At 61.8% G+C, this 13,242-nt stretch carries 13 protein-coding genes; 6 read left to right on the top strand and 7 right to left on the bottom strand.

Annotated elements, in window-relative coordinates; all coding sequences use genetic code 11:
• Positions 1-20: 20 nt before the first annotated feature.
• From rng to mreB, 5 genes are all read right to left on the bottom strand, one after another.
• Positions 21-1,478, bottom strand: coding sequence for a ribonuclease G (rng, locus tag B0W55_RS06965; RefSeq protein WP_077045275.1), 1,458 nt, complete (start codon positions 1,476-1,478; stop codon positions 21-23).
• A 57-nt stretch (positions 1,479-1,535) separates the two neighbouring features.
• Entirely contained in the window at positions 1,536-2,132 is a 597-nt protein-coding gene (locus B0W55_RS06960) for a nucleoside triphosphate pyrophosphatase (protein WP_077045274.1), read from the bottom strand.
• 33 nt (positions 2,133-2,165) lie between these two features.
• Positions 2,166-2,657 carry a rod shape-determining protein MreD gene (gene mreD, locus B0W55_RS06955; RefSeq protein ID WP_077045273.1) on the bottom strand — a complete coding sequence of 164 codons (492 nt, stop codon included), beginning with the start codon at positions 2,655-2,657 and terminating at the stop codon, positions 2,166-2,168.
• Entirely contained in the window at positions 2,657-3,814 is a 1,158-nt protein-coding gene (gene mreC, locus B0W55_RS06950) for a rod shape-determining protein MreC (protein WP_077045272.1), read from the bottom strand. Before mreC ends, mreD begins: the two co-directional genes overlap by 1 nt.
• 140 nt (positions 3,815-3,954) lie before the next feature.
• On the bottom strand, positions 3,955-4,992 hold the full coding sequence (gene mreB, locus B0W55_RS06945) for a rod shape-determining protein MreB (protein WP_002555108.1): 1,038 nt from the start codon (positions 4,990-4,992) through the stop codon (positions 3,955-3,957).
• Between the two features lie 211 nt (positions 4,993-5,203).
• Here mreB and gatC point away from each other — a divergent pair, with 211 nt between their 5' ends.
• The 6 genes from gatC (at position 5,204) to B0W55_RS06915 (ending at position 10,429) form a co-directional block, all read left to right on the top strand.
• Complete coding sequence (gene gatC, locus B0W55_RS06940; protein WP_077045271.1) at positions 5,204-5,491, top strand: Asp-tRNA(Asn)/Glu-tRNA(Gln) amidotransferase subunit GatC; 288 nt, start codon at positions 5,204-5,206, stop codon at positions 5,489-5,491.
• A gap of 16 nt (positions 5,492-5,507) precedes the next feature.
• Positions 5,508-6,959 carry an Asp-tRNA(Asn)/Glu-tRNA(Gln) amidotransferase subunit GatA gene (gene gatA / locus B0W55_RS06935; RefSeq protein ID WP_077045270.1) on the top strand — a complete coding sequence of 484 codons (1,452 nt, stop codon included), beginning with the start codon at positions 5,508-5,510 and terminating at the stop codon, positions 6,957-6,959.
• A gap of 10 nt (positions 6,960-6,969) precedes the next feature.
• Positions 6,970-8,415: an Asp-tRNA(Asn)/Glu-tRNA(Gln) amidotransferase subunit GatB gene (gatB, locus tag B0W55_RS06930; RefSeq protein ID WP_077045269.1), complete on the top strand. Its 1,446-nt coding sequence runs from the start codon at positions 6,970-6,972 to the stop codon at positions 8,413-8,415.
• A 148-nt stretch (positions 8,416-8,563) separates the two neighbouring features.
• Positions 8,564-8,938: a septal ring lytic transglycosylase RlpA family protein gene (locus B0W55_RS06925; RefSeq protein WP_077045335.1), complete on the top strand. Its 375-nt coding sequence runs from the start codon at positions 8,564-8,566 to the stop codon at positions 8,936-8,938.
• A gap of 50 nt (positions 8,939-8,988) precedes the next feature.
• On the top strand, positions 8,989-10,032 hold the full coding sequence (locus B0W55_RS06920; protein ID WP_077045334.1) for a calcium/sodium antiporter: 1,044 nt from the start codon (positions 8,989-8,991) through the stop codon (positions 10,030-10,032).
• 16 nt (positions 10,033-10,048) lie between these two features.
• Positions 10,049-10,429 (top strand): carboxymuconolactone decarboxylase family protein, encoded by a 381-nt coding sequence (locus tag B0W55_RS06915; RefSeq protein WP_077045268.1) that lies wholly within the window; start codon positions 10,049-10,051, stop codon positions 10,427-10,429.
• Positions 10,430-10,566: 137 nt separating this feature from the next.
• On the opposite strand, the gene B0W55_RS06910 is transcribed toward B0W55_RS06915, so the two are convergent.
• The gene (locus B0W55_RS06910; protein ID WP_077045267.1) at positions 10,567-11,508 is read right to left on the bottom strand and encodes an AEC family transporter; all 942 of its coding nucleotides are present in this window, start codon (positions 11,506-11,508) and stop codon (positions 10,567-10,569) included.
• Positions 11,509-11,684: 176 nt separating this feature from the next.
• A complete protein-coding gene (garD, locus tag B0W55_RS06905; protein WP_077045266.1) occupies positions 11,685-13,238 on the bottom strand; it encodes a galactarate dehydratase in 1,554 nt (517 codons plus the stop codon).
• Positions 13,239-13,242 lie beyond the last annotated feature (4 nt).

Raw genomic sequence — 13,242 nt, 5'->3', positions numbered from 1 at the left:
AAAAATAACGACGCCGCGTATCAGAGCAACACCACGTCGTATTGTTCCTGGGAATACATGGTTTCTACCTGGAACCGAATGGTGCGCCCGATGAACCCTTCCAGCTCGGCCACATTGCCCGACTCTTCATCGAGCAAGCGGTCAACGACCTTCTGGTTCGCCAATACACGATAGCCCTCCGCCTGATAGGCGCGAGCTTCGCGCAGGATTTCGCGGAAGATTTCGTAGCAAATCGTCTCCGGGGTCTTCAACTTGCCGCGGCCCTGGCAACTGCTGCAGGGCTCGCACAGCACCTGCTCGAGGCTTTCACGGGTGCGCTTGCGGGTCATCTGCACCAGGCCCAGTTCGGTGATGCCGATGATGTTGGTCTTGGCGTGATCGCGCTCCAGCTGTTTCTCGAGGGTCCGCAGTACCTGGCGCTGGTGCTCTTCGTCTTCCATGTCGATGAAGTCGATGATGATGATCCCGCCCAGGTTGCGCAGGCGCAGTTGGCGGGCGATGGCGGTCGCGGCTTCGAGGTTGGTCTTGAAGATGGTTTCTTCGAGATTGCGATGACCGACGAACGCCCCGGTGTTGACGTCGATGGTGCTCATGGCTTCCGCCGGATCCACCACCAGGTAGCCGCCGGACTTGAGCGGTACTTTGCGCTCCAGGGCTTTTTGGATTTCGTCTTCGACGCCGTACAGGTCGAAAATCGGCCGTTCGCCTGGGTAGTGTTCCAGACGATCGGCAATCTCTGGCATCAGTTCGGCGACGAACTGCGTGGTTTTCTGAAAGGTTTCCCGGGAGTCGATGCGAATTTTCTCGATCTTCGGGCTCACCAGGTCACGCAGGGTGCGCAATGCCAGGCCCAGGTCTTCATAGATGACACTGGGTGCGCTGATGGTTTTGATCTGCTCGCTGATCTGGTCCCAGAGCCTGCGCAGGTAGCGGATGTCCATGAGGATCTCATCGGCGCCCGCGCCCTCGGCGGCGGTACGCAGAATGAAACCGCCGGCTTCCTTGATGCCCTCTTTGGCCACGCAATCGCTGACCACCTGTTTGAGGCGCTCGCGTTCGGCTTCGTCTTCGATCTTCAGGGAAATGCCGACATGGGCGGTGCGTGGCATGTACACCAGATAGCGCGACGGGATCGACAATTGCGTCGTCAGGCGCGCGCCCTTGGAGCCGATCGGGTCCTTGGTGACTTGCACCACCAGGCTCTGGCCTTCGTGCACCAGGGCGCTGATGCTTTCCACCGCAGGGCCTTCACGCAGAGAGATTTCCGAAGCATGGATGAACGCGGCACGATCCAGGCCGATGTCGACAAAAGCGGCCTGCATGCCCGGCAAAACCCGTACGACTTTGCCTTTATAGATGTTGCCAACGATCCCGCGCTTTTGCGTGCGCTCGACATGGACCTCTTGCAGGACACCGTTTTCCACCACCGCCACGCGTGATTCCATCGGCGTGATGTTGATCAGGATCTCTTCACTCATGGCAGGGTCTCGTTCAGGCATGTTCACGATAATGGCCGCATCTTGTCAGTACGACGCTTAGCGCGCGTTAAGGGTTTGCCAACAGGGTATGCCGAAATGGCCGAGCAGTTCTGCGGTTTCGCACAGCGGCAGTCCAACCACCGCCGAGTAACTTCCATCGAGCCCGGCGACAAACACCGCGCCCAGCCCTTGAATGCCATAGCCACCGGCCTTGTCCAGCGGCTCGCCGCTGACCCAATAGGCTGCCGCCTCCTCGTCGCCGATGGGACGAAAACGCACCAGGCTGCGCACCACCCGTGATTCGCAACGCTCGCCGTCAAGCACGGCAATGGCGGTCAGGACTTCATGCTCGGTGCCGGACAACCTCTTGAGCATGGCGCACGCGTCGGCTTCATCAACCGGTTTGCCGAGAATTTTGCCGCCCTGCACAACGGCCGTGTCGGCGCCCAGAACGCAGAATGCCGCGCTGGACACGATTGCGCCGTAGCCGGCTCGAGCCTTGCCCCGCGCCAGGCGCTCGACATAGGCCGATGGCGATTCATTGTTCAGAGGGGTTTCATCGATGTCCGCACTGATGGCGGTGAACGGCACGCCGATCTGTGTGAGCAGCTCACGTCGACGCGGCGAGCCAGAGGCGAGGTACAACTGTTTCATCAAGACCTCTCCCTGTCTGGTGTCTGAATCGAATTAATTGATTTTGTAGCGCCGGCGCAATCCGCGCAAAGCGAAGCTGATCCAGGGCCAGAGCAGCGCGCTGACCAGCGCTGGCAAAACCAGCGCCAGCGTAGGCTGACGGTTGCCGGTCAGGGCGCTCAGCCATAGCTGGACAAGCTGGGCGAGGCCGAAGATCACCAGGATCACCAGGCTCTGCTGCCACATCGGGAACATCCGCAGACGTTGTTGCAAGGCCAGCACCAGGTAGGTGATGAGGGTCAGGATCAAGGCGTTCTGGCCCAACAGCGTGCCGTACAGCACGTCTTCTGCCAGCCCCAGGCACCACGCGGTGACCATGCCGACCTTCTGCGGCAGGGCCAATGCCCAGAACGCCAGCAGCAGGGCCAGCCACAGCGGGCGCAGGATTTCCATGAATTGCGGCAGCGGCGACACGCTGAGCAGCATGCCGATGGCGAAGGTCAGCCAGACGATCCAGCCGTTCCGGGAGGCTTTGACACCGACCATTATTCTTGTCTCCCAGTGGTCGCAGGTTCCGAAACAGGCGGTTTGGCAGCAGGCTTGGCGGCCGGTTTGGTGGCAGCGGGTTGCGTGGCCGGTGGCTTGGCGGCCGGGGCTGTCGCGGGCGGCTTGGAAGCGCCGGAATGCGAAGCGGCAGGCTTGGCCGGTGTGGCTGCCGGTGTTGTCGCGGGAGCGGCTTGAACAGCCGGTACAACGGGCGCCGCAACGGCAGCCGGGACGATCGCAGGCTTGGGTACGGTTGCCGGGATGATCGGCCCGCCGCCCTGTGCATCCAGGGATTCCTGAGCCTGTGCAGCCTCGTTGGCACGCTCTTCAGCGGTGCGGTTGTCGCTGAACACCAGCAACAGGTAACGACTGCGGTTGAGGGCTGCGGTCGGTACCGCACGAACAATGGCGAATGGCTGGCCGGAATCGTGAATCACTTCCTTGACCGTGGCCACCGGGTAACCCGCCGGGAAGCGCTGGCCGAGGCCTGAGCTGACCAGCAGATCGCCTTCCTTGATGTCGGCGGTATCGGCCACGTGACGCAATTCCAGGCGCTCCGGGTTACCAGTACCGCTGGCAATCGCCCGCAGGCCGTTGCGGTTGACCTGGACCGGAATGCTATGGGTTGAGTCGGTCAGCAGCAGAACGCGTGAGGTGTACGGCATCAACTCGACCACCTGGCCCATCAGACCACGGGCATCGAGGACCGGCTGCCCCAGGACCACGCCGTCGCGCTCCCCCTTGTTGATGATGATGCGATGGGTGAACGGGTTGGGGTCCATGCCGATCAACTCGGCCACTTCGACCTTCTCGTTGACCAGTGCCGACGAGTTGAGCAACTCGCGCAGGCGAACGTTCTGCTCGGTCAGGGAGGCAAGCTTCTGCATGCGCCCCTGCAACAGCAGGTTTTCGCTCTTGAGTTTTTCGTTTTCGGCGACGAGTTCGGTCCGGCTGCCAAACTGGCTGGCCACGCCCTGGAATAGCCGCTGCGGCAGGTCGGTGATCCAGTAAGACTGCATCAACACCAGCGACATCTGGCTACGCACTGGCTTGAGCAGCGTGAAGCGGGCATCGACCACCATCAGCGCGACCGACAGCACGACCAGCACCAACAAGCGCACGCCCAACGATGGACCCTTGGTGAAAAGCGGTTTAATGAGCCGCTCCTCCCAGGCAAATGTTCTCTTTATTCATACGGCAGACCGGCCTGGATGCAGACTGACAGAAGATAAACGCGAACAGGCAGCACTGCAAAGTGCCGCCTGCGCGCTCAACAGCATAGAGGCTATCCGGCGACTTATTCGCTGGAGAGCAGATCCATGGTGTGCTTATCCATCATTTCCAGGGCACGGCCACCGCCGCGAGCAACGCAGGTCAACGGGTCTTCGGCGACGATCACCGGCAGACCGGTTTCCTGGGCCAGCAACTTGTCCAGGTCACGCAGCAAGGCGCCACCACCGGTCAGGACCAGGCCACGCTCGGCGATGTCGGAAGCCAGTTCCGGAGGCGATTGCTCCAGGGCGCTTTTCACGGCCTGAACGATGGTTGCCAGGGACTCTTGCAGAGCTTCCAGGACTTCGTTGGAGTTCAGGGTGAATGCGCGTGGAACGCCTTCGGCCAGGTTACGGCCGCGGACGTCGACTTCACGGACTTCGCCGCCCGGGTAGGCAGTACCGATTTCCTGCTTGATGCGTTCGGCGGTGGATTCGCCGATCAGGCTGCCGTAGTTGCGACGCACGTAAGTGATGATCGCTTCGTCGAAACGGTCGCCGCCAACCCGGACGGATTCGGCGTAAACCACACCGTTCAGGGAGATCAAGGCGATTTCAGTGGTACCACCACCGATATCGACGACCATCGAACCGCGAGCTTCTTCAACCGGCAGGCCGGCACCGATGGCGGCGGCCATTGGCTCTTCGATCAGGAACACTTCACGGGCACCGGCGCCGAGGGCCGATTCACGGATGGCACGACGCTCGACCTGGGTGGATTTGCACGGAACGCAGATCAACACGCGAGGACTAGGCTGCAGGAAGCTGTTTTCGTGAACCTTGTTGATGAAGTACTGCAGCATCTTTTCGCAGACGCTGAAGTCGGCGATCACGCCGTCCTTCATCGGACGAATGGCAGCAATGTTGCCCGGCGTACGGCCCAACATGCGCTTGGCCTCGGTGCCGACAGCTACGACACTTTTCTGGTTACCGTGTGTCCGAATGGCCACAACCGATGGCTCATTCAGGACGATGCCGCGCTCGCGCACGTAAATAAGGGTGTTGGCAGTGCCCAGGTCAATGGAAAGATCGCTGGAAAACATGCCACGCAGTTTCTTGAACATGGGAAAGGGACCCTAGGCAACGCGTGGGTAAAAAAGTGCGGCAAACTCTAACAACGACAGGGATTTTGGGCAAGGCGCCAATATGTTAAATTGGCCGCTTTTCTGTGCACCAAGCCCCACAATCGCGGCCTTATGACCGTAGAAGTGCGGTAGTGTTCCGACAATCTAACACACGGACGCCGTCCGTTTTGTTTTCCACTGGAGAATCCCAATGGCGCTTGAACGCTCCGACGTGGAAAAAATCGCTCATCTGGCCTGCCTTGGCCTCAATGAAGCCGATCTTCCACACATCACTTCGGCCCTCAACAGCATTCTCGGGCTGGTCGACGAAATGCAGGCGGTCAATACCGACGGTATCGAGCCGCTGGCCCACCCGCTGGAAGCCAGCCAGCGCCTGCGTGCGGACGTCGTGACCGAGACCAACAATCGCGAGGCTTACCAGTCCATCGCACCAGCGGTCGAAAACGGCCTGTACCTGGTACCGAAAGTCATCGACTAAAGGGAAAGAGCCTGCAATGCATCAATTGACTCTGGCCGAGATCGCCCGCGGTCTCGCCGATAAAAAGTTTTCCTCCGAAGAGCTGACCAAGGCCCTGCTGGCGCGTATCGCCCAGCTCGACCCACAGCTCAACAGTTTCATCAGCCTCACCGAAGACCTGGCGCTCACGCAGGCGAAAGCCGCTGACGCACGCCGGGCCAATGGTGAGAGCGGCGCCCTGCTCGGCGCGCCGATCGCCCACAAAGACCTGTTCTGCACCCAAGGCATCCGCACCAGCTGCGGCTCGAAGATGCTCGACAACTTCAAGGCACCCTACGACGCCACCGTCGTCGCCAAGCTGGCCGCTGCCGGGGCCGTGACCCTGGGCAAGACCAACATGGACGAATTCGCCATGGGCTCGGCCAACGAGTCGAGCTACTACGGCGCGGTGAAAAACCCGTGGAACCTGGAACACGTACCGGGCGGTTCGTCCGGCGGCTCGGCCGCTGCCGTTGCCGCTCGTCTGTTGCCTGCCGCCACCGGCACCGACACCGGCGGCTCCATTCGTCAGCCCGCCGCCCTGACCAACCTGACCGGCCTGAAACCGACGTACGGTCGCGTTTCGCGCTGGGGCATGATCGCTTACGCCTCCAGCCTCGATCAGGGCGGCCCGTTGGCACGCACCGCCGAAGACTGCGCCATCCTGTTGCAAGGCATGGCCGGCTTCGACCCGAACGACTCCACCAGCATCGATGAGCCCGTGCCGGACTACAGCGCCAGCCTCAACGGTTCGCTGCAGGGCCTGCGCATCGGTGTGCCGAAAGAGTACTTCGGTGCCGGTCTCGACCCGCGTATCGCCGAGCTGATCCACAACAGCGTCAAGGAACTCGAAAAACTCGGCGCCGTGGTCAAGGAAATCAGCCTGCCGAACATGCAGCACGCGATCCCCGCGTACTACGTGATCGCCCCGGCGGAAGCCTCGTCCAACCTGTCGCGTTTCGACGGCGTGCGCTTCGGCCATCGCTGCGAAAACCCGGTCAACCTGATCGACCTGTACAAACGTTCCCGTGGCGAGGGCTTCGGCGCGGAAGTACAGCGCCGGATCATGGTCGGTGCCTACGCGCTGTCCGCCGGTTACTACGATGCCTACTACCTCAAGGCCCAGAAGATCCGTCGCTTGATCAAGAACGACTTCATGGCGGCTTTCAATGAGGTCGACATCATCCTCGGCCCGACCACGCCGAACCCGGCCTGGAAGCTCGGCGCCAAGAACAGCGACCCAGTCGCTGCGTACCTGGAAGACGTCTACACCATCACCGCCAACCTCGCGGGCCTGCCGGGCTTGTCCATGCCTGCCGGTTTCGTCGATGGGCTGCCGGTGGGCGTGCAACTGCTCGCTCCGTATTTCCAGGAAGGCCGCTTGCTCAACGTTGCGCACCAGTACCAGTTGAACACCGACTGGCACACCCGCACCCCAACCGGCTTCTGAGGAGACACACATGCAATGGGAAGTCGTGATCGGGCTGGAGATTCACACCCAGCTCACCACCCGGTCGAAAATCTTTTCCGGTAGTTCCACCACGTTCGGCTCCGAGCCGAACACCCAGGCCAGCCTGATCGACCTGGGCATGCCCGGCGTGCTGCCGGTGCTGAACCAGGAAGCGGTGCGCATGGCGGTGATGTTCGGTCTGGCGATTGACGCCGAAATCGGTCAGCACAACGTGTTCGCCCGCAAAAACTACTTCTACCCTGACCTGCCCAAGGGCTACCAGATCAGCCAGATGGAATTGCCGATCGTTGGCAAGGGCCACCTGGACATCGCCCTGGAAGACGGCACGGTCAAACGCGTGGGCATCACCCGCGCGCACCTGGAAGAAGATGCCGGCAAGAGCCTGCACGAAGAATTCAGCGGCGCCACCGGCATCGACCTGAACCGTGCCGGCACGCCGCTGCTGGAAATCGTGTCCGAGCCGGACATGCGCAGCGCCAAGGAAGCCGTGGCTTACGTCAAGGCGATCCACGCGCTGGTGCGTTACCTGGGTATCTGTGACGGCAACATGGCCGAAGGTTCGCTGCGCTGCGACTGCAACGTGTCGATCCGTCCGAAAGGCCAGGCTGAATTCGGCACTCGCTGCGAGATCAAGAACGTCAACTCGTTCCGCTTCATCGAGAAGGCGATCAATAGCGAGATCCAGCGTCAGATCGAGCTGATCGAAGACGGCGGCAAGGTGATCCAGCAGACTCGCCTGTACGACCCGAACAAGGACGAAACCCGTCCGATGCGCAGCAAAGAGGAAGCCAACGACTACCGTTACTTCCCCGATCCGGACCTGCTGCCGGTGGTCATCGAGGATTCGTTCCTCAATGACGTGCGCGCCACCCTGCCGGAATTGCCACCGCAGAAACGCGAGCGCTTCCAGGAGCAGTTCGGCCTGTCGGTCTACGACGCCAGCGTGCTGGCCACCAGCCGCGAGCAAGCCGATTACTTCGAGAAAGTCGCGAGCATCGGCGGCGACGCCAAACTGGCGGCCAACTGGGTGATGGTGGAGTTGGGCAGCCTGCTCAACAAGCAGGGCCTGGACATCGAACAGTCGCCGGTTTCGGCCGAGCAACTGGGCGGCATGCTGCAGCGCATCAAGGACAACACCATCTCCGGCAAGATCGCCAAAGTGGTGTTCGAAGCCATGGCCAATGGCGAAGGCAGCGCGGACGAGATCATCGACAAGCGCGGCCTCAAGCAAGTGACCGACACGGGTGCAATCTCCGCCGTGCTGGACGAAATGCTCGCGGCCAACGCCGAGCAGGTCGAGCAGTACCGCGCGGCAGACGAAGCCAAACGCGGCAAGATGTTCGGTTTCTTCGTCGGCCAGGCCATGAAAGCCTCCAAGGGCAAGGCCAACCCGCAACAGGTCAACGAATTGCTTAAAAGCAAGCTCGAAGGCTGATGAGAATGGAGCCAGCACCAAAACCTGGCTCCGATCCCTGTGGGAGCGGGCTTGCTCGCGAAAGCGTCGTGTCAGTCGATATCAATGTCCTCTGGCAGAGCGCTTTCGCGAGCAAGCCCGCTCCCACATTTGTTTTGGGAACACTTGAATGAAGCGTCTGCTCGGCACCTGCGCCCTGCTCTCCCTGCTCGTCGGCTGCGCCAGCACCGACACCATCGATCCACACGGTTACGACAAGACCGGCATTGCGTCCTACTACGGCGCCAGACACCAAGGCAAACGCACCGCCAGCGGCGAGCGTTTCGACAAGAACTCCCTGACCGCCGCCCATCGCCAGCTCCCCTTCGGCACGCGGGTCAAGGTCACCAATCTGAACAACGACAGGTCCTGCGTCGTGCGCATCAACGATCGCGGTCCGCACACCCGTGGACGCCTGATCGATGTTTCACACGAGGCGGCCGAACAACTCGGTATGCTCAAGAGCGGCACCGCACGGGTACGCGTGCAAGCCCTCGACGACTGACATACGGAGCCCCGACCATTCTCGGACTAGCCGACATCCCCCTGATCAGCCTGATCGAATTGTTCAGCGGGCTGCTGCTGTTGATCGCCGGCGCCGAATTGATGGTACGCGCTGCCGTGCGCCTGGCCGCGCGCCTGCACGTGCGACCGCTGATCATCGGCCTGACCATCGTTGCGCTTGGCAGCAGCGCGCCGCAGATGGCAGTGAGCCTGCAGGCGACCCTGGCGCACAACGCCGACATTGCCGTGGGCAGTGTGATCGGCAGCAGTATCTTCAACATCCTCGTCACCCTCGGTTTATCGGCCCTGATCATCCCGCTGCGGGTGTCACGGCAACTGGTGCGCCTCGACATTCCGCTGATGATCGGCGCGGCCCTGCTGGTGTTCGTGCTGGCCTGGAACGAGGACCTGACCCGCCTCGACGGGGTAATCCTGCTGACAGCGCTGCTGCTGTACTTGGCCCTGTTGCTGCGCCAGTCACGGCACTCGGTGCGTCCGGTGTCGAGTCACGATCACACCGGGCAGGCACCGTGGATCAGCAGCCTGCTGATGATTGTCGTCGGCCTGGCGATGCTGGTGTACGCCGGGCACCTGTTGCTGGGGGCGGCGGTATCTGTTGCAACCGACCTGGGGCTGTCGGAGCGAATCATCGGCCTGACCATCGTCGCGGTCGGCACTTCCCTGCCGGAGCTCGCCACCTCGCTGATCGCCGCCCTGCGCGGTGAACGGGAGATTGCCGTGGGCAACGTGATCGGCAGCAACCTGTTCAACCTGCTGGGCGTGTTGGGTGTCACCGCATTGATCGCGCCATTGCCGCTGTCGGTATCGCCCAATGCCCTGGATTTCGATCTGCCGGTGATGCTCGGCGTCGCAGCCCTGTGCCTGCCGGTGTTCTATTCCGGGTACCGGGTGACCCGCGCCGAAGGCCTGCTGTTTCTGGGTTTGTACCTGGCTTACGGCCTGCACGTGGTGGCGTTCACCACTGGCATGCCCCTGGCCGGCAAGCTCGAACACCTGATGCTGTTTTTCGTCCTGCCGGCGCTGGTGGCGTTTTTGCTGTTCACGTCACTGCGCGCCTGGCGTCGCCAACACTGAAAATGAGGGAAGGGTCATGACCGAGCATAAAAAACCCGGCGTTGAAGTACGTCGCCAAGTGATGGGCGACGCTTTCGTCGACCGGGCACTGGGCAACGCCACCGAATTCACCCAGCCGCTGCAGGATTTCGTCAACGAACACGCCTGGGGCAGCGTCTGGAACCGTGAAGGTTTGCCGCTGAAAACCCGCAGCCTGATCACCCTGGCGGCGCTGACCGCGCTGAAATGCCCTCAGGAATTGAAGGGGCACGTGCGCGGCGCGCTGAACAACGGTTGTACTGTGGAGGAGATCCGCGAGGCTTTGCTGCATTGTGCGGTGTATGCGGGCGTGCCGGCGGCGATCGATGCGTTTCGGGCGGCGCAGGAAGTGATCGACAGTTACCAGAAGCCGGAGTAATCAGCTCCGACGCTTTCGCGAGCAAGCCCGCTCCCACAGTTGATCTGCGGTGAACACAAATTTTGTGTACGGCTCGGTCTAATGTGGGAGCGGGCTTGCTCGCGAAGAGGCCCCGGAGAAACCCGCAAATCCCAACCCTAGATCCACCCACCCGCCTGCAACACAAAGATCCCGATATTGGTGGTCACCGCCGCCATCAACGTGGTGATCACAATGATTGCTGCCGCCAGCTCATGATTGCCGTCGGCCGCCCGCGCCATGACGAAACTGGCCGCTGCCGTCGGGCTGCCGAAGTACAGAAACAGAATCCCCAACTCCGCCCCGCGAAAGCCCCACAGCCACGCGCCCAGCGTCGCCAGTATGGGCAGGCCGATCATCTTAACCAGGCTTGAGCTCAGCGCCATGTTGCCGCTTTTGCGCAACGCTGCCATGGACAACGTGCCACCGATGCAGATCAACGCCAGTGGCAAGGTGGTTTGCGCCAGGTATTGGCCCGAGGTTTCCAGCCAGCCCGGCAAACCGATCTTGAAGTAGGCAAAGGGCGCGGCGGCGATCACGCTGATGATCAGCGGGTTGCTGAACACGCTTTTGCAGATGCTCCACGGGTCGGACTTGATCACCGGGCTGTACACCGCCAGGACGATGGTCGAGAGGGTGTTGTAGAACAGGATCACCAGGGCCGCGAGGATCGCCCCCAGGGAAATCCCGTAGTCGCCGTACATGCTCGCCGCCAGCGCCAGCCCGATGACCCCGTTGTTGCCGCGAAAGGCGCCCTGGGTGTAGATCCCGCGGTCTTCGCGCGGGCACTTGAGAATCGCCCAGCCCCAGGCAATGGCAAAGCCCACCAGGGTCGCGAGGGAGAAGTAGATCAGCAGCGCCGGTTGCAGCGCGGCGTGCAGGTCGGCATGGAGGATGCCCAGAAACAGCAACGCCGGCATGGTGACGTTGAACACCAGGGACGATGCGGTGTGAATGAAATTGTCGTTGATCCAGTCGATGCGCTTGAGCAACACCCCCAGAAACAGCATGGCGAACACCGGGGCGGTGATGTTCAGGGTTTCTAGGAAAATTGCCAGCATGCCGGAGGTAACCTTGGGTGAGCGTCGTTAGGTGGCTAATGATAAGCCACCAGGGACATCGGCGTCTGGTCGGACGCCTTCGCGAGCAAGCCCGCTCCCACATTTGATCGCATTGCTTCTGGCAGCACACGGTCGAATGTGGGAGCGGGCTTGCTCGCGAAACAGGCGACTCGGTATCAGGTAATCGGCGCCGGATTAAACAAGGTGATGTCGTTATGCAGCTTGTGCTTCTCCGCCCAGGTCTGCTTCTTGCCGCTGGCCACGTCCAGGTAGTAGTGGAACAACTCCCAGCCGAGGTCTTCGATCGAAGCGCGCCCGGTGGCGATGCGCCCGGCATCGATGTCGATCAGGTCCGGCCAGCGTTGCGCCAGCTCGGTCCGGGTCGACACTTTCACCACGGGCGCCATGGCCAGGCCGTACGGCGTACCGCGACCGGTGGTGAATACGTGCAGGTTCATCCCCGCCGCCAACTGCAAGGTCCCGCAGACAAAGTCGCTGGCCGGGGTCGCGCAGAAAATCAGGCCTTTTTCCTTGAACCGCTCGCCAGGGCCCAGTACGCCGCTGATCGCGCTGCTGCCGGACTTGACGATCGACCCCAGGGACTTCTCGACAATGTTCGACAACCCGCCCTTCTTGTTGCCCGGTGTGGTATTGGCGCTGCGATCCGCTTCGCCCTTGGCCAGGTAACGGTCGTACCAGTCCATTTCCCGCACCAGTTCCTGGGCGACAGCCTCGGTTTTCGCCCGGGAAGTCAGCAGGTAGATCGCGTCACGCACTTCGGTCACTTCGGAAAACATCACCGTCGCACCGGCGCGCAGCAACAGGTCCGAGGCATAGCCCAGGGCCGGGTTGGCGGTGATCCCGGAAAACGCATCGCTGCCACCGCACTGCATGCCCAGGATCAGCTCGGACGCCGGCACGGTTTCCCGACGGCGTTGATCGAGTTTCTTCAGGCGGGTTTCAGCCAGCGCCATGATCTGTTCGATCATTTCGGTAAAACCGTGGCTGGAATCCTGCAGGCGGTACAGCCACGGCTCGCTCAGGTCCACCGAGCTGTCGTTCTCGTGCATCACCTGCCCGGCCTGCAATTTCTCGCAGCCCAGGCTGATCACCAACGCCTCGCCACCCAGGTTCGGGTTGCGCGCCAGGTTGCGCACGGTGCGAATCGGGATGTAGGCGTCGGTGGCAGTGATCGCCACACCACAGCCGTAGCTGTGGGTCAGCGCCACCACGTCATCGACGTTGGGGTACTTGGGCAGCAACTCGTCCTTGATGCGCTTGACCGCGTGATCCAGTACGCCGGTGACGCACTGCACGGTGGTGGTGATCCCCAGAATGTTGCGCGTGCCGACGGTGCCGTCGGCATTGCGATAACCCTCGAAGGTGAAGCCTTCGAGCGGTGCCTGCGCGTCCGGCACTTCGGTGGACAGCGGCAGGCTGTCCAGCGGCGGCGCGGTCGGCATGCGCAGTTGATCTTCCTTGACCCAACTGCCGCGTGGGATCGGCTGCAGCGCATAACCAATGGTCTGGCCGTAACGAATCACCTGGCCACCCTCGGGAATATCTTCCAGGGTGACTTTGTGGCTCTGGGGCACGAAGTCCACGGTGACCAGGCCATCGGCAAACTCGGTACCGGCCGGTACGCCCTGATCGTTGACCACGATCACGACGTTGTCCCGCTCGTGCAGGCGGATGTAGCGCGGCGAGTCGGAATGTTCAATCAACTGCATGACG

Source organism: Pseudomonas sp. KK4 (assembly GCF_001984065.1).
In the GTDB taxonomy this organism is placed as follows: domain Bacteria; phylum Pseudomonadota; class Gammaproteobacteria; order Pseudomonadales; family Pseudomonadaceae; genus Aquipseudomonas.
This window is presented reverse-complemented; position numbering and strand designations above follow the sequence as displayed.